The 25,490-nt window shown below is 62.9% G+C and carries 16 protein-coding genes; 7 read left to right on the top strand and 9 right to left on the bottom strand.

Annotated features, from left to right (window positions below; genetic code table 11):
- Positions 1–182: 182 nt before the first annotated feature.
- The 4 genes from H0B54_RS15550 to gmd all read right to left on the bottom strand — a co-directional run bounded on the left by H0B54_RS15550 (position 183) and on the right by gmd (position 4,047).
- Entirely contained in the window at positions 183–1,175 is a 993-nt protein-coding gene (locus H0B54_RS15550) for a GDP-L-fucose synthase family protein (protein ID WP_281390055.1), read from the bottom strand.
- Positions 1,172–1,948 (bottom strand): ABC transporter ATP-binding protein, encoded by a 777-nt coding sequence (locus H0B54_RS15545; protein ID WP_094306815.1) that lies wholly within the window; start codon positions 1,946–1,948, stop codon positions 1,172–1,174. Before H0B54_RS15545 ends, H0B54_RS15550 begins: the two co-directional genes overlap by 4 nt.
- The gene (locus tag H0B54_RS15540; protein ID WP_246472549.1) at positions 1,948–2,808 is read right to left on the bottom strand and encodes an ABC transporter permease; all 861 of its coding nucleotides are present in this window, start codon (positions 2,806–2,808) and stop codon (positions 1,948–1,950) included. The genes H0B54_RS15545 and H0B54_RS15540 overlap by 1 nt, the downstream gene beginning before the upstream one ends.
- Before the next feature lie 180 nt (positions 2,809–2,988).
- Positions 2,989–4,047, bottom strand: coding sequence for a GDP-mannose 4,6-dehydratase (gene gmd, locus H0B54_RS15535; protein ID WP_246472548.1), 1,059 nt, complete (start codon positions 4,045–4,047; stop codon positions 2,989–2,991).
- A 671-nt stretch (positions 4,048–4,718) separates the two neighbouring features.
- Between gmd and H0B54_RS15530 the strand changes: the two genes are divergently transcribed.
- From H0B54_RS15530 to H0B54_RS15515, 5 genes are all read left to right on the top strand, one after another.
- A complete protein-coding gene (locus H0B54_RS15530; RefSeq protein ID WP_188261077.1) occupies positions 4,719–6,599 on the top strand; it encodes a glycosyltransferase 61 family protein in 1,881 nt (626 codons plus the stop codon).
- 69 nt (positions 6,600–6,668) lie between these two features.
- Positions 6,669–9,185: a glycosyltransferase family 2 protein gene (locus H0B54_RS15525; RefSeq protein ID WP_188261076.1), complete on the top strand. Its 2,517-nt coding sequence runs from the start codon at positions 6,669–6,671 to the stop codon at positions 9,183–9,185.
- 87 nt (positions 9,186–9,272) lie between these two features.
- On the top strand, positions 9,273–9,608 hold the full coding sequence (locus H0B54_RS15520) for a hypothetical protein (protein ID WP_188261075.1): 336 nt from the start codon (positions 9,273–9,275) through the stop codon (positions 9,606–9,608).
- A gap of 4 nt (positions 9,609–9,612) precedes the next feature.
- Positions 9,613–9,735: a hypothetical protein gene (locus tag H0B54_RS30245; protein ID WP_281390053.1), complete on the top strand. Its 123-nt coding sequence runs from the start codon at positions 9,613–9,615 to the stop codon at positions 9,733–9,735.
- A gap of 4 nt (positions 9,736–9,739) precedes the next feature.
- Positions 9,740–11,038: a hypothetical protein gene (locus H0B54_RS15515; RefSeq protein WP_188261074.1), complete on the top strand. Its 1,299-nt coding sequence runs from the start codon at positions 9,740–9,742 to the stop codon at positions 11,036–11,038.
- A 75-nt stretch (positions 11,039–11,113) separates the two neighbouring features.
- Here H0B54_RS15515 and H0B54_RS30240 read toward each other — a convergent pair whose 3' ends face one another.
- Positions 11,114–11,911, bottom strand: coding sequence for a CatB-related O-acetyltransferase (locus tag H0B54_RS30240; protein ID WP_188261073.1), 798 nt, complete (start codon positions 11,909–11,911; stop codon positions 11,114–11,116).
- Positions 11,912–12,197: 286 nt separating this feature from the next.
- Here H0B54_RS30240 and H0B54_RS15505 point away from each other — a divergent pair, with 286 nt between their 5' ends.
- The gene (locus H0B54_RS15505) at positions 12,198–13,442 is read left to right on the top strand and encodes a sulfotransferase family 2 domain-containing protein (protein ID WP_188261072.1); all 1,245 of its coding nucleotides are present in this window, start codon (positions 12,198–12,200) and stop codon (positions 13,440–13,442) included.
- 391 nt (positions 13,443–13,833) lie between these two features.
- Positions 13,834–15,072 (top strand): sulfotransferase family 2 domain-containing protein, encoded by a 1,239-nt coding sequence (locus tag H0B54_RS15500; protein WP_246472552.1) that lies wholly within the window; start codon positions 13,834–13,836, stop codon positions 15,070–15,072.
- 62 nt (positions 15,073–15,134) lie between these two features.
- On the opposite strand, the gene H0B54_RS15495 is transcribed toward H0B54_RS15500, so the two are convergent.
- From H0B54_RS15495 to H0B54_RS15480, 4 genes are all read right to left on the bottom strand, one after another.
- The gene (locus tag H0B54_RS15495) at positions 15,135–15,761 is read right to left on the bottom strand and encodes an SIS domain-containing protein (protein ID WP_188261070.1); all 627 of its coding nucleotides are present in this window, start codon (positions 15,759–15,761) and stop codon (positions 15,135–15,137) included.
- A gap of 7 nt (positions 15,762–15,768) precedes the next feature.
- A complete protein-coding gene (locus H0B54_RS15490; RefSeq protein ID WP_188261069.1) occupies positions 15,769–16,806 on the bottom strand; it encodes a GHMP family kinase ATP-binding protein in 1,038 nt (345 codons plus the stop codon).
- A 151-nt stretch (positions 16,807–16,957) separates the two neighbouring features.
- Positions 16,958–20,557: a glycosyltransferase family 4 protein gene (locus H0B54_RS15485; RefSeq protein WP_188261068.1), complete on the bottom strand. Its 3,600-nt coding sequence runs from the start codon at positions 20,555–20,557 to the stop codon at positions 16,958–16,960.
- A gap of 255 nt (positions 20,558–20,812) precedes the next feature.
- Complete coding sequence (locus H0B54_RS15480) at positions 20,813–25,402, bottom strand: glycosyltransferase family 2 protein (RefSeq protein WP_188261067.1); 4,590 nt, start codon at positions 25,400–25,402, stop codon at positions 20,813–20,815.
- Positions 25,403–25,490 lie beyond the last annotated feature (88 nt).

The raw sequence follows: 25,490 nt of genomic DNA, 5'->3' as shown, positions 1-25,490 counted from the left end.
ACAAGCGCCGCACTGGGAAGCCTCAATTTGGGCGAGCTTTAAATGGCCATTGGGGCAACGTCGCCGGTTGTGACGTATTTGTGGGTACCCAAAAGGGCACAGCCTGCCCCGCCTTATCGCGCGGTCGGCGTGCAGCGACTGCGACACCGCGCCGCAGCGGGTCTCGGCCCGCCGGGTCGCCCTCAGCAGTCGTTCGGGGAGGGAGGAGGCAGCCCGCGCAGGGTGCCGGAGCCCAGATTGTCCACATACCAGCGATAGGTCCGCGCGAACCCCTCGCGCAGCGGCGTGGGCGCGGTCCATCCCATGGCGGCGAGCCGGCCGCCATCCATGATCTTGCGCGGCGTGCCGTTCGGCTTGGACGTGTCGAAACGGAAGCCACCCCGATAGCCGATCACCTCGGCCAGCAGTTCGGCCAGCCCGCGGATGGAGATCTCATGGCCGGACCCGAGGTTGACGTGGGGTTCGCCCGAATAGCCCTTCGCCAGGAAGACCAGCCCGTCGGCCAGATCCTCGACAAACAGGAATTCGCGCAGCGGGCTGCCGTCGCCCCACAGCACCACGCTGTCCGCCCCCTCTTCCTTGGCGCGGTGAATCCGCACCATCAGGGCAGCGGCGACGTGTCCCTGCGCGACGTCGAAATTGTCGCCGTAGCCGTAGAGGTTGGTCGGCATCGCCGCGATGAAGTCGCAGCCGTACTGCCGGCGGTAGGCCTGGCACATCCTGATGCCGGCGATCTTGGCGATGGCGTACCATTCGTTGGTGGGTTCCAGCGGTCCTGTGAGCAGCGCCTCCTCGCGCATCGGCTGCGGCGCCAGCCGCGGGTAGATGCAGGAGGAGCCCAGAAACACCAGCTTGCGCACCCCGACCGTCCGGGCGGCGTGGATGACGTTGGTCTCGATCGCCAGGTTCTCGTAGATGAACTCGGCCGGGCGGCTGTTGTTGGCGTGAATGCCGCCGACCAGGGCGGCGGCGAGGAACACGACGTCCGGCCGCGTTTCGGCCATCCAGTCCTCGACCTCCGCCTGCCGGCGCAGGTCGACGCTCTCGCGGCCGACCGTGAGGATCTCGCAGGGTTCCCGCTCAAGCCGACGGACGATCGCCGAACCCGCCATGCCACGGTGTCCCGCGACCCAGACCCGCTTGCCCTCCAGGGAAAAGGGCACGTCCGTGGTCATGACCCACCCCCCACGGAACCGGCGGCGGCGACATGGGCGTGATACGCCGCCAGCACCTCCTCGACCGGTCCGAAGCGCTGGACGCTCCCGCGCTCCAGCCACAGCACCTTGTTGCACAGCCGCTTCAACACCTCCTCGACATGGGAGGCGACGACCATGATGCTGGACCGGTTCACGAATCCCTCGGCGCGGCGCTGGGCCTTTTCCAAGAACTTCGTGTCGCTGACGGCGAGCCATTCGTCCATCAGCAGGATCTCCGGATCGACCGAGGTCGCCGCGGCGAAGGCGAGGCGGAGCGTCATGCCCGCCGAATAGGTGCGGACCGGCAGGTTGAGATAGTCGCCCAGTTCGGTGAAGGCGGCGATGTCGTCCATCTTCCGCTCCACCTCGTCGGCGTCGATGCCGAAATAGGCCGCCCGCATCCGGATGTTGTCGTAGCCCGACGCGTCCATGTCGAGCCCGAGGCCGAGGTCGAACAGCGGCGTCACGCGCCCTTCGACGCGAATCCGCCCGGCCGTCGGCTCGTAGACGCCGGCGAGCACGCGCAGCAGCGTCGTCTTGCCGGCACCGTTCCCGCCGATCAGCCCCACCCGGTCGCCGTGCTCCAGCGTCAGCGAGAAGTTGCTCAGCGCCTTCACGGTGACGCGGTGATGGGCGTCATGCTTCAGGACGCCGCTGGTGGAGGAGCGCAGCAGAGTCTTCTTCAGGGAGCGCGCGCTGCCCTGGTAGAGGACGAAATCGACCGATACGTCGTCGAGGTGGATCGCAGCCATCAGAGCCAGTAGGCGATGCGTTTGCGGAAACGGGCGAAGACGGCGAAGGTGAGCGCCCAGCCGGCCACGGCGAACAGCAGGCCGAACGCCCAGTTCTCCCAGTGCGGAAGCTGGCCGAGCAGCGGCGCCCGGATGGCCTCGATCAGATGGTAGAAGGGGTTGAGCACCATCAGGTAGCGCCGGTCGCCCAGCAGCTCCGGCTTCCACATGACCGGCGTCACGAAGAACAGGAGCTGGATGACGCTGGCGACGATGGGCGGCACGTCGCGGAAGCGCGTGCAGATCATGCCGCACAGAAGCATGATCCAGCTGGCGTTGACCAGCAGGAGCCCGAGCCCCGCGAAGGCCAGCAGAATGCCTCCGATCCCCGGCCATATCCCGAAGACCACCGCCACCCCCGCGAAGATGACGATGTTGTGGGCGTAGATGATCAGGTTCCGCCACAGCACGCGCAGGATGTGCAGCGACATCGGGATGCGCACGTTCTTGATCAGCGGCTCCAGGTCGATGAAGCTCGTGCAGCCTTCGTTCAGGAAGGACGCGATGAAAGTCCAGGTGGCCAGGCCGATGGCGAGGAACGGCAGGTAGTTTTCCAGGTCGAGCCGGAACAGCGTCCCGTAGATGAGGCCGAGACTGGCCACCATGACCGCCATGCTGAGCGTCAGCCAGAAGGGCCCGAGCACCGAACGGCGGTAGCGCTTGCGGATGTCGTGCCAGCCGAGCGTGCTCCACAGCCGCCAACGCCGGCCGCCGTCCAGCAGGTCTTCCCAGGCCCGCTCCGGCTGGCCGCGGTCGCCGGAATCATAGACGTCCGCGCTTTGCTTGCGGAACCGCAGGCAGGGCATGCTCTCACTCGTCATTGCGGGCACCCTGGGTGCAAGCCGCGACCGTACACAGGCGGCGCCACGGCGAGGAGGCTCTGGACAACACCACGCGAACTCCGGAACGAAACAAACCGAACGGCAGCTTGTATACTCCCTTCGTCAGTGGCTTCACAGCCTTAACCCGCGGCCCTCCCAAGGGGGGAAGGGAGCCCCGGGTCAGGCACGGCGCCCGGCTTCCTGCCTGAAACGGGCGAGATCGCTCTCCATCATCTCGCGGACGAGGTCGGGGAAGCTGGTGGTGTGCGTCCAATCCAGCCTGGCCCGCGCCTTGGACGGATCCCCCAGCAGCAGATCCACCTCGGTCGGGCGGAAATAGCGCGGATCGACCTCGATCAGCACCTCGCCGCTGTCGGCATCGACGCCCTTCTCGTCCACCCCCGTTCCCCGCCATACGATCCGGCGCCCGACATGGCTGAAGGCCAGCTCCACGAACTCGCGGATGGAATGGGTTTCGCCGGTGGCCAGCACATAGTCGTCCGGCTGTTCCTGCTGGACGATGCGCCACATGCCTTCCACGTAGTCGCGGGCATGGCCCCAGTCGCGCCTGGCGTCCAGGTTGCCGAGGTACAGCCTTTCCTGCAGGCCCAGCTGGATGGCAGCGACGGCGCGGGTGATCTTGCGCGTGACGAAGGTCTCGCCGCGGGTCGGTCCTTCGTGGTTGAACAGGATGCCGTTCGAGGCGTGCATGCCGTACGCCTCGCGGTAGTTCACCGTGATCCAGTAGGCGTAGAGCTTGGCCACCGCGTAGGGGCTGCGCGGGTAGAAGGGCGTCGTCTCCGTCTGCGGAACCTCCTGCGCCTTGCCGAACAGCTCCGACGTGGAGGCTTGGTAGAAGCGCGTCTTCCCCTCCAGCTTCAGGATGCGGATCGCCTCCAGCAGGCGCAGCGTGCCGAACGCGTCGGCGTTCGCCGTGTATTCCGGCGTCTCGAAGCTGACCTGCACATGGCTTTGGGCGGCGAGGTTGTAGATCTCGTCCGGCTGGACCTCCTGGACGATGCGCAGCAGGTTGGTCGCGTCGGTCAGGTCGCCGTAGTGCATCCGGAAGCGGACATCCTCCTCGTGCACGTCGCGGTACAGATGCTCCACCCGCTCCGTGTTGAAGGACGAGGAACGCCGTTTGACGCCGTGGACGATGTAGCCCTTCGCCAGCAGCAGTTCCGCCAGATAGGCGCCGTCCTGTCCTGTGACGCCGGTGATCAGTGCAACCTTGCTCAACGCCCGCCCCTGCTTTTGCGACTGCCATTGTTGCGTTCGTTCAGGGCGACGTGACTCTGAACCGGGGGCCGTGGCCGCACGGCGGCCATCCCGGCAACGCCGCCCCTTGCCGAAGCCGTGCATCAGTGCGCGGTTCCCCCGCGCCCGTCAACTTCTTTGCGTGGAACCCCATTGTGTGCGGGGGCAAGCAGACGGGCGCCGGCTGACCGCACAGCTGCATCGGCTCCGGATGGCAAACACTTTTATTTCTTCGCCCAATTTTGCAACCTTGGACATCAGGGCTCCGACAGCCGACAGGCTCATCCTTCGGCAAGCACGCAATAATTCAAAAAGCACGAAGGTCGAAAACATTCTTAAAATGACCCATGTCAATCGGATATTGCTTCGTCTGGCTTTAAAGCCCAGAGACTTCACCCCTCAAATACAATTCTCGATTTGCTTTTCTGCAATTGCAGAAACGACTTCACATCCGGCATGGTCCACTTCGCCTGTGACATTGCATCAAGAAGGTGGCATAGTTATGTTTTAACTATTTATCATTGACAAATTTATTTAAATAGTTTACCGGCATTGCGGCCTTCCAACGGCTATAAGAGCTTTCGGCAAGGACAAGACGCCGAATTTTTTCAGATTTCGGAAAATCTACAAACAGATCCGAGTGAAGGTGCATCATGTCGGGGCTTCAAATGAACATAAGCGAGAACCTGAATTATCAGGAAAACAAGCTCTTCATCACGAAGCGCTCAGACGAAATCGCATCGCTTGTGGACGCCGCGACCTTCATACAAGGAGGCGAGGGACACATTGTCACCGCGCCGGCCTCTGACATCGCCCTCAAGATTCCTGAAATCGCCAACCTCCCGCTGGACCATGTGCAGATCCAGCGTCCCGTCGGCATGCCCGCCCACATCAATGGGTTCATGGAGCGCCTCCCATATCCGGCCATAACGCTCTCCCGGCTGCACAACGTTGCCTGCTTGCCGGGGGGCTTGGCCATAGCCCAGGGCAACATTGTCCTCAAGGACTGCTTCACGTCGGATTGGAGCACCGATTTTCATCCGCTTCTCACCCAGATTCCCGACGGTCGGTATCAACCGCAGGCGGATTGCACCCCGAGGACCATTCTTTCGGGAAAGTTCATTTATTTGGATTACATGCATCAAAATCATTACGGACACTTCATTGTCGATGTCCTATCGAAGGCCTGGGCTTATCACTATTGCACCGACTATCTGAAGATGGCGGATGTGTCCGTGCTTCTGACCAAGAGCACGGCCAAATTCATCCCGGAACTGCTCGTCGGCTACGGCATTCCCAAAGAGGCGATCGTTTGGCTCGAAGAACCTGCGCTGGTGCAGGAACTGCTCGTGCCAAAGCGCAGCTTCATGATCCAGGAGTACACCACCCCGGTTGCCGGGGGCATTTGGCGCCGCCTGCGCGACGGTTACGACCGCCGTTCCGGAGGGTCGAAGCGCGTCTACATCTCCCGCTCCCACAACCCGCAGCGCATTCTGGTAAACGAGCACAGCGTGGAAGACATTTTCCGCAAGGAAGGCTTCCACATCGCCCACCCCCAAGACCTGTCCATTGCCGAGCAGGTTGACATTGTCGCCAATGCCGAACTGATCGCTGGCGCGAGCGGAAGCAACATGTTCAATCTGGCTTTCCAAAGAAAGCTGAAGTCGGCTTTTATCTTCGCCTCGCCTAATCTCGTGCATTATCACGATGTCTTTTTCAACGAGCCGTACAGCAGCAAAATTCGGTATTTCATCGGCGAGATCGACACGGGGCATGAGCAGTACAACCCCCACAACGTGCACACGCCTTGGAAGCTCCCGGATCTCGATGCGTTTGCCCAGGCCGTCCGGCAATGGATTGCCGATACAGAGGCGACAACGGCGCACGCCCCCGTCACGGGCACGCGCTTGCCGAGTCTCGACGACATCGGCTTCAAGCACGGGACCGACAAGTCGTCGAGGCACCATAATTTCCTCGACTTCTACGAACGCTTCGTCGGAGAGATGCGGTTCGACGAGATGACGATCCTCGAGATCGGCGTCAACCAGGGCCAATCCATGGCAATGTGGCTGGAATATTTCCCGAATGCACGATTTGTTGGGCTTGACACGAATCGGGAATGCCTCCGCTTGGCGTCCGGGCGGGCCAGGATCGAAATCGTCGATCAATCCGATCCGATCGCCTTGACGGACATCGCCCGCCGATTTGGGCCGTTTGGCTTGGTGATCGATGATGGCTCACATTACTGGAGTGACCAAATCACCGCCTTCCAGTATCTGTTCCCGCACGTTGCACCGGGCGGCTATTATATTCTTGAGGATCTCGACACCAGCTATGGACAATATCGCAACACATACAAAAAGGGCGACATTCCGGCGGCACAATATCTTCATCGGGTTTGCGATTTCCTGGTTGGGAACCAGGCGATGACCGAGGAGGAAGCCGGGGAACCTTTTGTACGTTCGTGTGCGGCCCACGTCGAATTCATGGCCTACTTTCCGCGCACGTCCCTGTTTCGACGCAAAATCCGATGATTGCTCCAGGCTGCCGGTCATGAACCGGCGGCGGCACGGCCTTCCGGACTTCTTTCCAGGATTTCCCCCATGACCAACGCCTTCCCGACGACGCCGGCCCCCGACACCACCACCGGCGACCTCGGGCGGCGGTCGGCGACCGAGCCCTTCTATGGGCGGCTGGAGGAGCGGGAGGGAACGCGGCTGCGCGGCTGGGCGCTGTCGGTGGCGGCGCCCGACGCCCCCGTGCCACTGCTCGTCTCCGCCGGGTCGGCCAGTGTGACCATCCTGCCGGACCGCGACAGCGGCGTGCTCTCCCACCTGCTCCGCCGGCCGGTGCGCTGCGGCTTCGAGTTGGACCTCGCCCAGCTCTTTCCAGGCATCGACCCGCAGCGGACGACCGTCGGCGTGCGCATCGCCGCGACCGGCCATCTGCTGGAGAACGGCCTGTCCGTCCCCGTCGCCCCGCGCGCCGTTGTCGCCAACCTGGACAGCGTGGATGGACCGCGGATCGTCGGCTGGGCGGTCAACACGGAGGATGAGCAGGAGGCCGTTGAAGTCGACATCCTGGTGGACGACCGCGTCGTCGCCGGGGCCGTGGCTAACCAGCAGCGCCGGGACCTGCTGTCGCGCTTCGCCACCTGCGACCACGGATTCGAGGTGCTGCTGTCCTTGCGGTCGGGACGGGTGCTGGAGGTTCGTGACCGGCGCGACGGCACGGTTCTCTGCGGCCCCGTCTCCATCGCGCTGGACGAGGCCGGGGCCGGTCCGGACGAGCGGCTGGCCGGACGGCTGGACGAGGTCTCCCGCATTCTTCAGGAACTCCGCGACGAAGTGCCGCGCCGCCGCGCCGCCGCCGCCCGCTCCATCGCGGACTACGCCGCCTATTTCGACGAGCATTACGCCGACACGGCCACCCGCCGCCTGCGGCTGTCGACGCGCGCGGCGGGGCTGGACCGGCGCCCGCTGTTCTCGGTCGTCATGCCCGTCTGCGACCCGCCCCTGTGGATGCTGGCGGAGGCGATCGAGTCCGTGCGCGCCCAGGCCTACGGGCACTGGGAGCTGTGCATCGCCGACGACGCCTCGCGCGACGACGCCGTGCGCCTGCTGATCCGCCAGGAGGCCGCCCGCGATTCCCGCATCCGCGCCGTGTTCAGCGCGACCCGCGGCGGGGTGAGCGCCAACACGAACCGCGCCCTGTCCCTGGCGTCGGGCGACCATGTGGCCTTCCTCGACCATGACGACCGGCTGGCCCCCGACGCCCTGCTGGTCATGGCCGAGGAACTGGCGAAGGCGCCCGTCCCGGTGCTCTACAGCGACGAGGACCGCATCGCCCCGGACGGACGGCACGTGGCGCCCGCCTTCAAGCCGGATTTCGATCCCGAGCTTTTGTCCTCCCTGAACTACGTCTGCCATTTGCTCGTGGCCGAGCGGCGGCTGGTGCTGGACGTCGGGGGCTTGCGCGAGGGGTACGAGGGGGTCCAGGACCACGACCTCGTGCTGCGGCTGCTGGAACGGGTCGGCGCCGCCGGCATCCGCCACGTCCCGCGCATCCTCTATCACTGGCGCATCAACCCCGCCTCGTTGTCGGGCAGCGGCGACCCGGCCGGCATCCTGGCCGGCATCGAACGCGTGGTCGGGGAACACCACCGCCGGACCGGCAGCCGCGCCACCGTGACCGCCGACCGCGACACGCACGCCCGCTCCGGCGGGTTGTTCTGCACCCGCGTCCGCTACCCCCTGCCCGCCCCGCTGCCGAAGGTCTCCATCGTCGTCCCGACCAAGGACGCGGTCGGGCTGGTCCGCGACTGCGTGTCAAGCCTGCTGGCGAAAACCGATTACCCGGACTACGAGATCGTCCTGGTCGATCACGACAGCGCCGACCCGCGCTCGCGCCCCTTCTTCGACAGCCTCGCCCGCGATCCGCGGGTGCGCGTCGCCGACTTCCATGGCCCGTTCAACTGGGCCGCGATCAACAACGCCGCCGCGGGGGTCTGCCGGGGCGACGCGCTGTGCTTCCTCAACAACGACGTCGTCGCCACCCACCCGGACTGGCTGGGCGAGATGGTGTCCCTGCTGGCCCGGCCGGGGGTCGGGGCGGTCGGGGCGAAGCTGCTCTACCCCAACGGCACGGTCCAGCACGCCGGCGTCGTGCTGGGCGCCGAGGGAGCGGCCGGGCACGCCTTCGTCGGGCTGGGCGCCGACGAGCCCGGGCACCTCGGCCAAGCGGTGCTGCCACGCACGGTCTCGGCGGTCACCGGTGCCTGCCTGCTGACCTCCCGCGCCGCCTTCGAGGCGGTCGGCGGCTTTGACATGGTGCGCCTGCCCGTCGCCTATGCCGACGTGGACTACTGCCTGAAGCTCCAGGGCGCCGGCCTGCGCGTTCTGTGGACGCCGCACGCCCGGCTCTATCACCTGGAAACCCAGACGCGCGGCACCGACGACACGCCGGAGAAGATGGAGCGGCTGGCCGGAGAGGCCCGCCAACTCCGTGCCCGCTGGGGCGAGCGGCTGAGCAACGACCCCTTCTACAACCCGCACTTCGAACGGCTGGGGCCGAGCCACCGTCGGCTGTGCCCGCCGCCCGGTCCGGAGCAAAGAGAGTGACGGCTCCAGATATAGGATAATTTTCCTTTATTTCCTAAGAAAATTTCCTTATTCTGCGCGCAGGACCAACCCGTGGAGCCTGCCGCCATGCCCACCCTCCTGCCTCGCGACGAAGACTCGATTCCCATCCCCGCTCTGCGCCTGCGGCCCGGCGGCGCCCAGTCCATCGCTGTCGGCGCGAGCAGCGCCAGAAACGCGCAGCCCTTCAACCCCACGACCCGCGTCATCGGAATCTACGCCACAGGGCCGGTCTTCCTGCGCAGCGGCACCGCGGGAGTGGTGGCCGCGACGGCGGACCATTATTTCCCAGCCCACACCTACTACGACCTGTCCCTGGGCGACGAGCGCACCGGCCGCCACACCCACATCGCCGCCGTGCGCGCGGTGGCCGATTGCATGCTTTACATCTCGGAAAAGGAGTGACGGGATGCTGCTCCGCCTCGGCCGCCTGACCGGCCGCGCCATCCTCGCCGCCATCCTCGGGCGCCTTACCGTCGGAAACGGTACGATCCTTGCGGCCCGCGACGGCCGCACCCTGGCCCGGAGGTGAGACCATGAGCGACGTCTTCATCGGCGACCTGCCGGCCGCCGCCAATCTGGCCGACGGCGACACGCTGCCGCTCGACCAAGGCACCCGCACCGTCAAGGCCACGGTCGCGCAGATCCGCGCCATCCCGCCGAACGGACTCAGCGGCGACGCGATCCACGGCGGCACGGTCACCGCCTTCGCCTCGACCGGCATCGCCGATCAGGCCACATCGCGGGTGCTGACCCTGTCGGCGGCGGGAAACGTCGGCATCGGCGCCACCACTCCACCCACTCCTCTGACCATTGAGCGAACGGACGGAAGCCCCCTTGCGGCTCAGCTCCTGCTCCGCAATCCAGGCGTCGCCAGCAACGCCGCCGGTATCGCCCTGCAGGTCTCGCACCCATCGGAGCTGACCAATTATGCGCCAAAGGCGGGCATTCTGTTCCAGCGAATCGCACCCACCGGCATCGGTTCCTTCAAGCTGTATAACCGCATGTCCGGTGACACGCAGGGCTATGGAACCGGTGACGCCTTCCTCACCCACAACGGCTGGACGGGTACCCTGGCGTTCACTCCCACCGGCGGTACGTCGGTAGCCGGGGCGCGGGGCGAAGGGCAGACGGTTTTGGATGTCCTGACCGGTTCCAGTTCCACCACGACCCTCTGCGAGGCGACCGGCACCGGGGCGGGCCTGCCCGCCACCGCCATCCGCGTGCAGAAGAACAGTGTCACCGGAAGGTCGATCAATGCCGCCGGCACGGTCAACGCCACCGGCCTGGACTACGCCGAGTACATGGAAAAGGCGGTGGACTGCGGCATCATCGCCAAGGGACAGCTCGCCGGGGTGGACGCCGATGGGCAGCTGACCGATCGCTTCGACCGCGCACACAGCTTCGTGGTGAAGTCCACCAGCCCCAGCTACGTCGGCGGTGACGCGCTGACCGAGGCCCGGCTGGGGCCGCCACCCGCCGAGCCGGTGTCCGCGCCGGACGAGGTGGGGAGCGAGGCAACCAAAGTCTTCGCCGACCAGTACGGAGCTTGGATGGACGAATTGACGGCTTGGCAGGCGCGCGCGGAGGCTCAGCGGGCGCGCTTCGACCGCATCGCCTTCTGCGGTCAGGTGCCGGTTGCCATCACAGGCCCTTGGAGCGTGGGCGACTATGTGCTGCCCGAACGAGTGAACGACGGCGCGCCGGGCGGCGCCATTGCCGCGGTGGCGGTGCCGGCCGGCGCTCTCGACGAGGCCTGCTACCGGCGCGCGGTGGGCCGCGTCTGGCGGACCGCGCCCGACGGCCGCCCGGTGATCGTCGTCAAAACAGTGTGAGATGGAAACCCTGATTGATCTGCCAACCCACGGATCAGTCAGGGTCCATAATTTTCACCATCTCCATTCCTCTATTTAATCAACTATCTCCGGCTCATTTTCATAACTTTCATCTTGGATTTCCTTGCAGTGGTTTTTGTTATTATCGTACTCTTCGTTCTTTATTAACTCCTCTCCTGCATTCCAGAGAATATATGACTTGTATCTGGCTTTTTGGACAACTCTACGTTCTATAGCGCTTTGTATCCTGTTTATAGAGTCGTCGACATTCGAGTAATCAATCTCGTTCGTCAGCGGGCTGAGATCAAAATCCCACCACTTAAGTTTCATCAGTCTTTCAATAGTTTTGCCGTCAAACCGGAACTTGATATGCTTGGCAGGGCATCCACCCACGACCGCATAAGGGGGAACATCTCTTGTCACGACGGCGCCAGCCGCAACGATTGCACCATCGCCAACCGAAACGCCTCGCTTTATTATGGCACCATGGCCAATCCACACATCATTCCCTATCCGGCATTGTCCAGGCTGGCCATGAAATCTTGTTGATTTTGCTCCAAACCAAGCCCGTGCTTCAGGATATATGCTGCTCACGCCAACGACGACGTCGTTTGGATCGCAAACAAAAGGGTGAGTGGACAGCCAATCGACGGGATGCTCACCACCGCCGATGCACGTCGATGCTGCAATCGAGCAAAATCTTCCAATCTCGGTTCCTTCGATTATTGTGTCCTTTTGCAAATAAGTAAATGCTCCTATGCTGCATCCCCGCCCAACATTTCCCAGTATTTTTAATGGAGCCTCGACTCGGCACGGAGCGGAAAAGCTGTTCTTGAATGCGACAACACCAATGTGCAAAAAATTTTCACTCATCACCGTAACTCCGCAAATTTGCGAAAAATCATGCTGTATGCGGAATATTTTACCCTTATTCCATTGTATTGCAAACATGAATTGCTCATCTCGCTGGCGGATTAAATCTGATAAACGTAAATCACCAAGACCGATGCACTCGAGCCGTCCGAGTCAACGAATCACCGAGCGACGCCCCATTCGCTCGTTAACAAAAAATTCACGACATCACCAAAATACTTGAGTTCCGACTAATCATCTGCATTTGATGCTGAAAAACAACTCTAAAAGAGGATTAACGGACAGCATGAAGAATGGCATATATTTCCTTCATATTCCCAAATGTGCGGGGACAACTTTCAGGGCGTGGATCGAAAACAACTATTACAAAGACGATGCAATAGGATTTTGGGATGATATCTCTGTCATCAAGACTCCACCAAGTGTATTGAAATCAAAGCATTGCATTTCGAGCCATAGCGGATGGGGTCTTATGGAGCACTTGGCGGATACCCATCGTGTTGTCACTGTGCTGCGCGACCCTATCGAACGCACCATATCAAGCTACAGATTCATTCAGCAGATCACCGGACATGCCCTGAACAAGTTGGCGCACAGCGTTGATACATTGGAATTCTTTCAACATCCGACCGTAAGACGATGCATGGCCAATGGCCAGACTCGTCAATTGGCCTTCAGTTCCATGAAAAACACAATAGAAATACAATCATTAACCGGCACGCTCATGCAACATGACCATGAAAAGAAATTAATCGACGATTTTGACAAGAACATGCTTCAAACGGCAATTGGCAGTATCAGTAAAGTTGATTTCCTGGGAACAAGTGAAAATATCAACCAGCTTGTTCTGTCAATGTGCGATTTTTATGGATGGTATCCGCCAAACAATCTCCCAAAATTGAATGTCACGCACGCCGAGTTCACGGCAAATGTAACGAGCGAGGTCATCGAAGAAATAAAGTCGATAAATGAAAAAGACATCATTCTTTATGAAAAATTTGCCAGAGATGGCGTCAGCGGAAAAACAACACCTCTCCAGAGGAACGAAGTAATTAGGAAATTTGAGGTTGCGATGCAAAGCGCAACGCCACGTTCAGATTTTCGGTTTGACTTCGAAAGCCCTCTCAGCGGTGAAGGATGGTATGGACGCGAACAAGAGCATGGCGGCTGGATTGTCCGATGGACGGGCCCGGAAGCATCTTCCTCTCTGTATCTGCGGCTCGATCCGTCCATCAATCATGCCATAACATTGATGGCTTCGTCTTATCTTCATGAAATAATGGACGGAATAGAAATATTTGCAAATGACAGGAAGCTGAATATGTCATTCATACAATTGGAAAGTCCGGCCGGATGCAAAAGGGTAATCAAGACAGCCATCGATTCCACTGTTTTGTCAACACGGGATGGCCTGCTAGAATTCAGAATCCAATTGCCATACACCATGATACCGCACGAGTTGTCCAGCACGGACCCGGACCGGCGTGCGCTTGGCATCTATGTGCACTGGTTGGATTTCACCAGGGCGTAGCGTCGCCCAAGCCGTGGGCCAAAGCCGAGCACTCTTGAGAACGGAGAACCTGTGCTGGGAATCGGCGCGCAGTTCCCGCCGGCTCCCATTCGGTCAGCGGATGCCGTCGAAGCCGGTCAGCGCGATGGTTCGCAGGCCGTTGTCGCGCCCGCTGGAGCGGGTGGACGATGCTCTCCGAATTGCCCGAGGAGCTGGCCGTGATCAGCAGATCGCCACGGAGCGCCGTTTCAACAGGCATAGACCCAATGGCTCGCTTACGATCACGGTTGGACGCTTAGATAGATACACAAAATTTTAACCTATAAATTTTAACGTGCAAAACTGAACGAAAGAAGTTGCAAGAAAATGTTTCCTGCAGCATTTGTGGAAATCGCGAAGAGGTAGAGTGGTTATGGATAAGGATGGGATCTACTTTTTGCACATTCCAAAATGCGCAGGAACCACATTTAGAACGTGGCTAGAGAACAATTTTCATTGCGATGATATAGTCAGCCTTTGGGATGATATAAATATTTCTAAAATTCCTCCAAGTATTCTTAGGAATAAGAAATGCATCTCAAGTCATAGCGGGTGGTGGCCAATGGATTACTTGGCACGTACCCATCGGGTGGTCACAGTGCTACGAGACCCGACAGAACGGACCATATCGAGCTACAGATATATTTTGCAGTCAAGCCATCATATATTGAATGGCGCAGCCAAAAGCATGGATATACTGGATTTCTTCAAGCATCCAAAAATTCGCCGATACATGGCTAACTGGCAAACTCGCCACTTAGCGTTTCAGTCGATTCAAGAATCCACAGACATTCAGGCATACGATACACCGTTGGACAATGAGTCCTTTATTGAATCGTATGATGAGAAGGCTCTTGAGAGAGCTATAAGGAACGTCAAAAATGTCGACTTCCTTGGGCTAAGCAAAAATGTAAATGAACTCATGCACTCAATTTGCCATTTTTACGGATGGTATCCTCCGGAATGCCTTCCCAAGTTCAATATGACACAGCCAGAATTCACTGCAAACACGACACAAGAAGTCTTGGACGAAATACGTTCTATAAATGTGATTGATCAGGCTGTTTACGATTTTGCCGTTGAAGAAATAGAAAGGAGAAATAACAAAATATTCAGCAGGGATGAAGCGATGGATAAATTTATCAAGCAAATAAGTTCACAAAATAGGCAAAATGGCGATTTTAGATTTGATTTTAATGAGCAATTCAGTGGTGAAGGCTGGTATGGCCGAGAGAGCGAGCAGAATGGATACACTGTTCGATGGACCGGGCCGGAAAACTCATCGTCTGTCTACGTCCGTCTCTGCCCATCCAATGATTATAACATCACTATGATGGCATCATCATACCTTCCAGACATCATTGATGGCATCGAGATGTATGCCAACGATGTAAAACTGCCACTATCACTTTACCAACCGCCCAATGTCCCCAGTCATACAAGGATGGTATCAACACGCATTGAGGCAAGCGCGCTAAAGGCAAGCAACGGAATTGTCAATTTCAGCATACATTTGCCACGCACTGTGGTTCCACATGAGATCAACAGCGCAGACTCTGACAGACGCGCATTGGGCGTCTACGTACACTGGTTAGACTTCACCAAATTGTAATATCAATCCACCATGAAGGAGCCGCTCATTCGAGCGGCTCCTTCATGCAGGAACCAGGAACGCTAAAACTTCAGCGTGGCAATGTCGCCGGCGGGCATGACGCTCTGGCGCACGAACTGGGCTAGGATGTGCATGACCGACTGGTGCACATCCTCGACGATGCCGTAGTTGTTGGCCGCGACATGGATGTTGACGTCGGCGAGCGGCGCGGAGCGGCCACCGTCGAAGCCGGTCAGCGCGATGGTGCGCAGGCCATTGTCGCGCGCCCACTGGAGCGGGCGGACGATGTTCTCCGAATTGCCCGAGGAGCTGACCGTGATCAGCAGATCGCCGGGCTGCCCAATGCCGCTCAGCTGGTAGGAGTAGATGTCGTCGTAGGAGAAGTCATTGCCGATGGCCGTGATCATCTCCAGATGCGCCGACAGGCTGTGGATGCGCGGGCGCAGGTTGGTGCCGGTGCGGATGCCCTTGCCGAAGTCGCAATGCAGATGATTGCAGATCGCCGCGGAGCCGCCGTTTCCGCAGGCATAGACCCAGTGGCCCGCCTCGATCGTGCTGCGCAGCAGATCGGCCGCCGCCCGCATGGCGTCCGGGCGGATGGTCTCGCTCGCCTCGTACAGGCGCTTGAAATACTGCGTGGTGTAGTCGGCGGCGTCGGGAATCGGAACAGCGGGAAACTTGCCGGACATGGCTGCCTCAGGTCAGTTCGAGAACACGCTCGGCCCGCTTCGGGGCCACAGCTTTGCGGACGGGCGGTTGGTAGAAGATGATCTTACTGCCTTCGCGCGCAAACGGCATATCCACCCGGCGCAGGTCGCCGAGCGCCCGGGTGATCGCCTCGTGCCGCTCGGGCGGCGCGTAGATCATCAGGAAGCCGCCGCCGCCGGCGCCCAACAGCTTGCCGCCCGTGGCGCCTTCGGCGCGGGCGCGCTCGTAGAAGCCGTCGATGGCCTCGTCGGTGATGCCCTGCGACAGGCCCCGCTTCAGCACCCAGCCCTCGTGCAGGATCTCGCCCAGAATGTCGATGTTGCCGGCCCGCAGGTAGCCCAGGAAGTCCTGCGCCAGCGACACCATGGTCTGCAGCGACGCGATGGTGGACGTGTTGCTGGCGCTCTTCTCCGACTGCTGCTTCAGGATGTTCGACGCGGAGCGGGTGCGCCCGGTGTAGAACACCAGGATGCTTTCCTCGAACCGCTGCTGGGCTGCCGGATCGCAGACCACCGGCGTGACCGTCACCGTGTCGTTCGGGTGGAACTCGATCGCGTTGAGGCCTCCGAAGGCCGCGGCGTACTGGTCCTGCTTGCCGATCGGCTCGCCGCAGACGTCGATCTCGATGTGGCAGGCGCCGCGCGCGAGGTCCTCGGCCGCCATGTAGGTGCCCTTGTAGGCGCTGAGCGCGTGCAAGAGCCCGACCGTGAAGGAGCTGGACGATCCCAGACCGGTCCCGCTCGCCGGGATGTCGGCGATGGAGGTGATCTCAAGGCCGCCCTCGATGCCCAGCTGGGCGCAGGACGCGCGCACCAGCGGGTGGGCGACCTCCTTGGCCGATCCGACGGTTTCCGTGACCGAGTAGCTGACGCGCACGCCGTCGTCGAATTTGGGGTTGACGTTGACGAAGACGTACTTGTCGATGGCCGTGCTGATGACCAGCCCGCCATGCTGGCGATAGAAGGACGGAAGGTCGCTGCCGCCGCCCATGAAGCTCATGCGCAGGGGGGTCTTGCTGATAATCATGGCAACTCCTCGGCAGAAGCCATCAACCTCTGTAACCGTACCGCGGCAGCCCGCCTTGGCGGCGGGCCGCTCGTGGACACTCTTGTCGCTGCCGGCAGGCGCCGGTGGAGGGAAAGGGCCGGTCCGGCCGGCCCCCTCCACCGGCGTCGGCTCATGCTGTGACCGCCTGCGCGTCGATCAGGTCAAGCCGCTTCAGCAACAGGCCTTCGACCCGGCGCACCGCCTCCACCTCGCTGGGGAAGTCCAGGATGAACTCCTTGCCCTTGCGGACGCGCTCCGCCCGCGCCGCGGGATCGTCGAGCAGCGCGATGACTTGGTTGGCGAAGGCGGTCGGATCGGGATCGCCGAGCAGGGCGATGTCCTCGCGCCCGCCGTAGTTCGTGATGTTGTCCTGGAAGCGGACGTCCACCACGGGCAGGCCGCAGGCCATCATCTCGTACGGCACCAGGCTGGGGTTGGTGAGCGAGAAGACGATGCCGAGATCCGCGTTGGAGTAGAGGCGCGCCAGATCGTCGATCGTCGGCAGGATGCCGAGGTTGCGCGCCTCGAACGGCAGACTGCCCGTGTCAACGTGGTGGGAGCCGTACATCAGAATCTGCACGCCCGGCCGCCGCATCTTCACCTCGGCCAGCATCATGTTGCCGAACTCGAAGCAGCGCCGCGGCATCTCCGGCCGGGCGAAGTACAGGATGGTCCCTTCCGCCGAGGTCTCGGTCCGCGGGCGCTGCCAGTAGTTCAGGCGATCAAGCGGGAACTTGAAGTGGTCGGCGTCGTTCGAATAGGTCTGCTTGAGGATGCGCTCGCAGTAGGGACCGGAGGTGATGTGGTACAGGCCCTTCCGGTAGGTGTTTTCCGCCATCAGATACTCCGAGCCCAGCGGCACGAAGCCCGGCTCGAAGTCCTGGACGAAGTAGCAGGCCTGCTTGGCGGCGGTCCGATGCCGCACCACGATCTCCACCGTCGTCCAATGGGTGGCGAACAGGATGTCGCAGGGCGGCATGCTGCCGTTGTAGTTCTGGACGCTGCCCTTGAACGGGTAGAAGTGGTCGTTGATCAGGCGGTGCGTCTCCACCGCCGGCCGGGACGAGTCCTTCACCACGATGCTGACGGTGTGGCCGAAGGTGGTCAGATAGTAGGCGAAGCGCAGGATGTTGCGCTGCCCACCGCTGCCCGCATGGATGTCGGGCACGACCCAGACGATCCGCATCTTGCGCTCGTTGAGCGGAAGGCCGAAACGCGCCGGGACCATGGCGCCCGCAGCGTCCGAGGACGCGGCTTTGGGGAACAGGCCGGCGATGGCCTGCTTCAGCGCGGGCTCGGAGAACTGGGTGAGCGCCCGTTTGCGGGCACGTTGGCCCATGGCGGCCCGCAGGTCACCGTCGGCAACCAGCCGCTCCAGCCGCTCCAGCCATTCCTCCGGCGTCGTCGCCAGGAAGCCGTCCACCCCGTCGGTGACGGCCTCGCGGAAGGACCGGGTCGCCGAGGCGATCGAGGGCACGCCGAACAGCCCCGCCTCGAACACCTTCAGCTGGCTCTTGGCTTCGCAATAGGGGTTGCCGACCTCGAGCGGCGCGATCGAGATGTCGATCTCGCGGTAGAAGGCCAGCATCTCCTGGTGGGACATGAAGCCGACCGGGACGATGCGGTCCTTGAACTCCTCCCATTCCGGGCCGAGGTCGATGCGGCCGACCGCCATCAGCGTAACGTTGGGATGCCGCGCCATGATCGTGCGCAGCGCCTGTTCGCACTGCGCGAAGTCGAGATGGTGGGTCCAGGACCCGCTGAGATAGGCGATGCGCACCTCGGAGCGCGCCGGCGCCGGCTCCTGCAGGAGCACGGAAGCGAGCTTCTCCTGCAGCGGCCCGAAGGTGTTCGGAACGACCCGGGCCGGTCGGCCGAGCGCCGCCAGTTCCTCGACCAGGAAGGAGGTCGAACCGGTGGCGCCGTCGGTGAGCATCAGCGCCTGGCGGAAATGCTCGATGCATTGGGCGGTGCCGGCGAAGGCCTCCGGGCTCATCAGCGCGGCGCCGGCGATCATCGGCAGCACCTTCGGCACGAAGAACAGGTCGTCGATGTCGTAGAGGAACTGCGTGCCCTGCGACCGGAACGTCTCCACCACGTTGCACAGGGTGCTCGTGTAAGCGGACCGGAAAATGACCATGCAGCGGATGCGGTTGCCTTCCGAGATCACCGTCGGGAATTCGGGCTCGGTGAAGCAGCCGACCCGGTAGCCGAGGCCGATCAGCGTGTCCATCAGGTTGAGCACGCGGTAGCGCTTGGACTCGCTCGTCGCGTCGCCGATGTAGAAGACGACGTCGTAGGTCTTGGCGCCCTTCGTGCCCTCAAGCCGCTGGTCCTCGAGGGACTTCGGATTCCTGCCCATCCGGCGGCCGGGATCCTGCCAGAACAGGGCATAGGCGTCGCCGATGCACCGGGCGGCCTCCTCCTGGTCACCGTCCTTGAGCCGGTCGAGACCCTGCTCGATCAGCGGCACGATGCGCCGACGCAGCCCGTCGCGCTTCCAGCCGAAGGTCTCGTTCGCCAGGGAGGTTGCGTGAATGGTTGCGTCGACCAGCCTGCCTTCGGCAAGGTCGAGCATCCCCAACTCATAGGTCGCCCGCTCGAACACGATGACATTGGGACGTGGCCGAGGCAGCGGCCGGTCCTTGTACTTGAAGCCGAGATCCCAATGGTCGCGCCGGATGCCGGTCAGCACGGCCCGGGCCTCGTCGGAACGGCCGTTGGCGCGCAGCAGTTGCGCCGCGCGCAGTCTGCTCCAGCCGCACACCTGTTCCGCCCAAAAATCCTTGCGGACAGCGTAATAGCGCGCCGCGGTTTCGCTCAGGATCTGGTATTGCCGAATCGATTCCTTAATGGAGCAACCCGTCAGCTCTTCAAAGACACGCCGATAATACAGCAAGACAAAGAAATCGACGGGAAGCTCGGCGCGGACATCCTCCGGATCCTCGATCTCCTCGATGTAGGAGCGCAGCCGGGGCAGGTTCAGCAGTTCGTCGATCTGGGGAAAGTCGGTCAGCTGGTTGAGGCGCCATTCATCGAAGGCGGACGACGCCAGCCCCATCTTAGCAGTGCAGACGGCGTCGATGAACAAGAGCTGTTCGGCGACCAGCGGCTGGGGAATGGAAAGCGGTGCATCGTTGGACACGATGCGGCTCTCCTTGGCCCCATACTGGAGCCAATGCTGGTAGCCGCTGGCGAACACGCCGCCGCGGATGGCCGCCTTCACGTCCGGGTAACGGCGCGTGTATTCCTTCTCGTTGAAGCCGCCGACCTTGTAGGTCAGATTCGTCGCGAGCGGCTGTGCGATGTCCTGGAAGATCCGGTCCTTGTCGACCACGGGGCCGCGCTCGTCAGCCTGCATGGCTGGCGGCGCCACGACGACCTCGCGCGGGCTGCCCGTCAGATGGAGATCCGTGCCGGCAACAAAGACCGTGACCATATGCGGGTTGCCATCGGCGAAAGCGGCCGGAATGTGAAAACGAAACCCCTTGTTGTCATAGCCGGTGCTCGCGGCAACGTCCGGCCGGGGGAGGTTGGCCATGACCGTCGCCACGCTCACGCCGTCGATGCAGATTTCGACGGCGGCGCTCCGCGCCGGGGCGTCCTGGTCGATCAGCCAGCCGCGGATCAGATTCCTATCGACAGGGTCGAAACTTCCCACCCACCGCTTCAATTCCGCTTCATCAGGAATATTTGTGCCGAATTCGATGGTTGTGGTCGCGACGGTCATGATCGAACCTTCTGAGGATATCACCCTGTGGACCTGGCCTTGGGCCGGATGAAAAACGCCCGCTTTAACAGAAACCGATGCAACGCGCGCCAAGCAAAGCCATGGCCTGCATTGGCCGAATTAGGGCGGCACAACGTTACTATGTCGTTAAGAACCTCTGTAATCTCCAACCCTGCTGAGCATTGATCCCGCACCAATTTTGACGGCGGGTTGCAGCCTTTTCACGGCGGGTCGATCGTGAAGCACGCTCGCGCATCATGCGTACCCGCGCGACTGGTAGCACTGCCCGGAGACAGGATAAAGCCGTGGGCTGTACCATCGGCTTGCGAACGGAACCGCCACGCCGAGACGGGCCAGCAGATCCTGGGACGGGATCTGAGGCTGGACGTTCATCCGTGCCATCAGCCGCCAGGGGCTGAAAGGCGTGTAGAGCACACGCTTCCCCTCGCCATGGGCGCGGAGCGCGATGGCACCGGCGATCTGGCCCGCCCCGGTGTCCGGAGCGAGGCGTCCCAGCAGGCCGCGCAGGAAACCGGCGCGCGCCAGCCAGTGGCTGGGCGACACGCCGTCCACGAACCTCTGGCAGAAGAGCATGCCGTGATAGCCGCTGTCGTCGGCGGCGCGCCCATAGTCGGCCGTCGCCAGGAAGCCGCCGATGCCGAAGAAGCCGCCGGCCCAGGAGACCTTGCCGTCGGGACCCAACACACGGCCGCCGATGGCCACCGCCTCCTCCACCCCATTGAGAAGGCCCGCCAGTTCCGGCAGACAGCCGGCCTGCAGCGGCAGGCAGCCGGCCTGCACGAAGGCGACGCACTCCCCATCCTCGCAGGCCTCGGCGAGAAGCGCCGTCAGGGAGCCGCCCTCATGGATGGTGGTGTTCGACAAGGCGCGCGAGCCGACGCCGTGGCGGTCCAGCAGCGTGGCGAAGGCCGCCGCCTCACCGGCCGGCACCAGCATTCGCACCGACGCGATCCACCGGTTCCGCTGCGTCAGCAGGGCGGCGACCGACCCGGCGGCCGCGTCGTCCACCACCGCGACGGCGATGACCAGCGCCGTGCACGGCTGCGTCGCCGCATCGGGCGCCAGCCGCCACATTCCCGGATGGGCGAACAGCGCGTTCTCGGCGACGCCGAGCTTCTGGTCCAGCCCGGTCAGCGCCAGATGCTGCTCCAGAACGTGCCGCTGGCTGTGCAAGGCCGCCGGCTTCAGGCTGCTTTCCACCGAGGCCGTCGAGCCGGGGTTGATCCGCCAGGCGTAGAGCAGGTGCGGAACGTGGACGATGGCATGGCCGGCCCGCTCGACGCGGGTGAAGGTGTCCCAGTCGTGGCTCCATGTCGCCTTCAGGTCCGTGTAGGCGCCGATCTGCACCGCCACGTCCCGCCGCAGGGCGCAGAGGTGGCAGGTGAAGCAGATGTTCATGTGCAGGACCCAGTCGAAGTCCGGCTTGTGGAAGGGGGAGAACAGCCGGGATTCGGGGTTGCTCTTGAACTCGTCGGAATACAGCACGGCCGGGCGGCCGTGGGCGTGGATGTGCTCCGCCATCACCTGCAGGGCATCGAGCGTCAAGAAGTCGTCGGCGTCCACCGGCAGGACGTAGTCGCCGGACGTGGCCCGGAAGGCCAGGCCGTAGCCCGCCATGATGCCCTGGTTCTCCGGCGCGACGATCACCGTGACGTTCTCGTGGACCGCCACCTCGCGCAGCCAGTCGAGCAATTCCGGCCGGTGGTCGCCGTCGCTCACGATCACCCACTCGAAGTTCCGGTAGAACTGGTTGAGGATCGTCTTCTCGATCTCCCGCAGGAACCGGATGGGTTGCTTGTAGGTACTCATGAAGAAGGAGAAGCGGATCGACTCCTCCACCGGCGGCCGGGACCGCGACGCGGCGATGCGCGTCATGATCTGCTCCTGCACGTCGCGCACCGGACGGTCGGCGGGATGACGCTCGATCTCGTAGAAGGGGCGTTCGGCTGAGAAGGCCGGATTGACGTAGGGGTCCTTCACGATGCCCCAGCGCCGGATGAGGTTCTGAAGTTCCCAGTTGAAGGTGCCCGACTTTGACAGGGATTCGAAATGGTAAAGCTCGATCGCCGGATCGACGACGATCCGCAAACCCCTGGCGCGGACCTTGTTGCAGAAGTCGACATCGTTGTAATTCAGCCAGAGGCCGGTGTCGAAGCCGCCGACCTCTTGGTAGAGCTTGCGGGACACCAGCATGCAGGCGGCGGTGACGGCCGCCGCGTTGTGCACCAACTGGCCGATCCCCTGCGGTCCCGGCGTCAGGCGGTGCTCGCCGATCAGGGCGTGGGTCGGCGAGCCGTTCAGCATCAGGATGCCGACATGCTGGATCGTGCCGTTGGCGAACAGCAGGCGCGGGCCGACGATGCCGACGCCGGGCTGGCTGGCCAGCCCGACCATGTCGCGCAGGAAATGCTTCGAGATGGCCTGGACGTCGTCGTTGAGCAGAAGCACGTAGTCGCCGCGCGCGTGCTCCACGCCCAGGTTGACGCGGTCGGAGAAGTTGAAATCCGCCCGCCGCGCGTTGACGTCCCGCACATTCGGGAAGGAGCGCAGGAAGCGCAGGGTCGAGGCCCCAAGCTCGCCGTTGTGCACGACGACGACCTCGACGTTCTCGTAGCACTCGCTGCCGAACAGGCTGGCGACGCAGTTCTTCAGGATGTCGACCTGCATCCCGAAGACCCCGCCCATCCGGCCGGCGCTGGGGATGACAACGCTGACCAGCGGAGCCTGGGCCGGCGGGGCGTACACGACGCGCCAGTTGCCCGTGGACCAGTGGGGCCGCACCTCGAACGGCGTGGCGGCGCCCTGCGCGACGGCGTCCTCGATGGCCCTCTTCTGCCGGTCGATCGCGTAGCTCTTGGCCGACAGCACCTCGGCGGTCGATCCCGGAATCGCGACCCAGTGGTAGAGGATTTTCGGGACATGGACGAAGCGGTCGGTCACCGCGGCGACGCGGAGCGCCAGGTCGTAGTCCTGTGTCCCGTCATAGGCGCTGCGGAAGCCGCCGACCGAGCGGACCACCGAGGCCCGGTAGCAGGTCAGGTGCCCGATGTACATGGTGCTGCGCAGCAGGTCGGGCGACCAGCCAGGCTTGAAGGTCGCATCGTAGAACCGCCCGTCAACGGTCATCTTGTCTTCGTCGGAGTAGACCGCGTCCGGGTCGTGCTCGACGATGGCGGCGGCGATCTCGTAGAGCGCGTCCGGCGTCAGCTGGTCGTCATGGTCCAGCAGCGCGACCCACTCGCCCCCCGCCAGCGACAGCGCGGCGTTCGACGCGGCGGAGATGCCGCCGTTGGCCGGCAGGGCGGTCACACGGATGCGGCGGTCGCGTGCCGCGAATTCCTGCAGCAGTTCCGGCACATGCGGGCTGGGCGACGCGTCGTCGACGATGCACAGCTCCCAGAACGGGTAGAGCTGGTTCAGCACGGACTCGACCGTCGCCCGCAGCCACCGCTCCGGCGTCTGATAGACCGGCATGACGATGGAGATCGTGGGCCAGCGGTCCCGCTCGGCGATCCGCTTCAGGATGTCGTTGGACGCGATGGTCCGCGCAGGTGGCTCGCCGAGATCGAGGCCGCCCTTGCGCCCCTCCCGGTACCCATAGCTGAGGAAGTGGTGATAGCCGGAGGGAAGCGTGCGCTGGGCAACCGCCGCGGATACGTCCGGGTTCTCGGCGAGGTAGCGGTGCTCGCAATAGCCGTTCAGGCGCGGCGTGGTGCCCGCCATGTCCTCCAGGAGACCGTGGCCCACCCAATGGGCGCAGGCCGAAGCCAGATGGCCTTGGGCGACCGCGCCGTCCACGTCGGGCCGCAGCGCGCGGTAGAGATCCTCGGCAAAGGCGTTCGACGGGTCCTGGGCCGGCGTGCTCCGGGCGTTGAATTCCGCCCAATTCCGGCCGCTCGGGCCGGGCAGCGACCGGGTGCCGTTCAGGATGGCCGCGAACTCCGGCCGTTCCAGCAGTGCCTGGGTGTGCTGCGGCGGCAGCGCGGCGCCGGGGGGCGGCCGGCGGTTCTCCAGGGCGCCGTACATCAGGTAGTGACGATAGCCGCTGACCAGTTGCCGTTCGTCCACCAAGGCTTGGACGTCGTCGTTGGCGTGCAGATAGGTCTGTTCGTCGAACCCCGGAACGGCGTCGAATCCGAAGACGCTGCCGACGTTGTAGTAATGGTCGACCAGGCTCCGGGCCTCGGTCCCGTGCATGCTGCGGATGACGTTCCCGTAGCGCTCCAGATACCAGGCCTCGTTCATGGGAACGTGCGGCCAGCGGTTCTGGGAACGGCCGATGAGCAGGTAATGCAGATAAGGCGAGCCCCCGGTCTCGCGGCACCAGTCGGGAACGTCCGGGTAGACCCGCTCGTACCAGTGTGCGTCGAAGACGCCGCCGTCGCGCAGCATGGCCACGTCGCCCACCACGTCGACCGGCATGTCCTCCGGCCGGACCCCGGCCTCGGCCAGGGTGGCCGGCCGACGGGCCTGGCTGCCGAACAGGGTCTGCAGCGGCGAACGGTCGTCGGGCCGCGTGAGCGTCGCGCTGCCGATCAGGTCCCCGTTGCCGACCACATGGAAGATGCGGGCCTCCTGCTCGAGGAGATGCTCCGAAGGAATCAGGATGGAGAAGGCGCTGAACCCGCTTCCCGTACCGTTTGCGAACAGATCGCGATGGAAATAACGGGCCCAGGACGTCGCAATGCATTGCCCGTCGACGACAACGCCGATGCCAACCTTCGCGGCCGGGTTGCCGACATTGATGGCCCAACCGGACAAGATGCAGCCGAAGCCCTTGTTCAGATGGACCGCATCGAGGCTGCCTGCCGTCTTCTTTCCCATATGCCCACAACCTTTTTTTGAGAGTCAGCCTCGCCCGAACGCGCACCGGTCACCGGAGGAGTCCTGCCTCCTCCCTCCCGGATCAGAA

This window comes from Azospirillum tabaci (assembly GCF_014596085.1).
Lineage (GTDB): Bacteria > Pseudomonadota > Alphaproteobacteria > Azospirillales > Azospirillaceae > Azospirillum > Azospirillum tabaci.
This window is presented reverse-complemented; position numbering and strand designations above follow the sequence as displayed.

Coding starts and splice junctions, on each gene's coding strand:
- H0B54_RS15550 (WP_281390055.1), bottom strand. CDS start 1,175: ATGACCACGGACGTGCCCTTTTCCCTGGAGGGCAAGCGGGTCTGGGTC.
- H0B54_RS15545 (WP_094306815.1), bottom strand. CDS start 1,948: ATGGCTGCGATCCACCTCGACGACGTATCGGTCGATTTCGTCCTCTAC.
- H0B54_RS15540 (WP_246472549.1), bottom strand. CDS start 2,808: ATGACGAGTGAGAGCATGCCCTGCCTGCGGTTCCGCAAGCAAAGCGCG.
- H0B54_RS15530 (WP_188261077.1), top strand. CDS start 4,719: ATGTCGGGGCTTCAAATGAACATAAGCGAGAACCTGAATTATCAGGAA.
- H0B54_RS15525 (WP_188261076.1), top strand. CDS start 6,669: ATGACCAACGCCTTCCCGACGACGCCGGCCCCCGACACCACCACCGGC.
- H0B54_RS15520 (WP_188261075.1), top strand. CDS start 9,273: ATGCCCACCCTCCTGCCTCGCGACGAAGACTCGATTCCCATCCCCGCT.
- H0B54_RS30245 (WP_281390053.1), top strand. CDS start 9,613: ATGCTGCTCCGCCTCGGCCGCCTGACCGGCCGCGCCATCCTCGCCGCC.
- H0B54_RS15515 (WP_188261074.1), top strand. CDS start 9,740: ATGAGCGACGTCTTCATCGGCGACCTGCCGGCCGCCGCCAATCTGGCC.
- H0B54_RS30240 (WP_188261073.1), bottom strand. CDS start 11,911: ATGAGTGAAAATTTTTTGCACATTGGTGTTGTCGCATTCAAGAACAGC.
- H0B54_RS15505 (WP_188261072.1), top strand. CDS start 12,198: ATGAAGAATGGCATATATTTCCTTCATATTCCCAAATGTGCGGGGACA.
- H0B54_RS15500 (WP_246472552.1), top strand. CDS start 13,834: ATGGATAAGGATGGGATCTACTTTTTGCACATTCCAAAATGCGCAGGA.
- H0B54_RS15495 (WP_188261070.1), bottom strand. CDS start 15,761: ATGTCCGGCAAGTTTCCCGCTGTTCCGATTCCCGACGCCGCCGACTAC.
- H0B54_RS15490 (WP_188261069.1), bottom strand. CDS start 16,806: ATGATTATCAGCAAGACCCCCCTGCGCATGAGCTTCATGGGCGGCGGC.
- H0B54_RS15485 (WP_188261068.1), bottom strand. CDS start 20,557: ATGACCGTCGCGACCACAACCATCGAATTCGGCACAAATATTCCTGAT.
- H0B54_RS15480 (WP_188261067.1), bottom strand. CDS start 25,402: ATGGGAAAGAAGACGGCAGGCAGCCTCGATGCGGTCCATCTGAACAAG.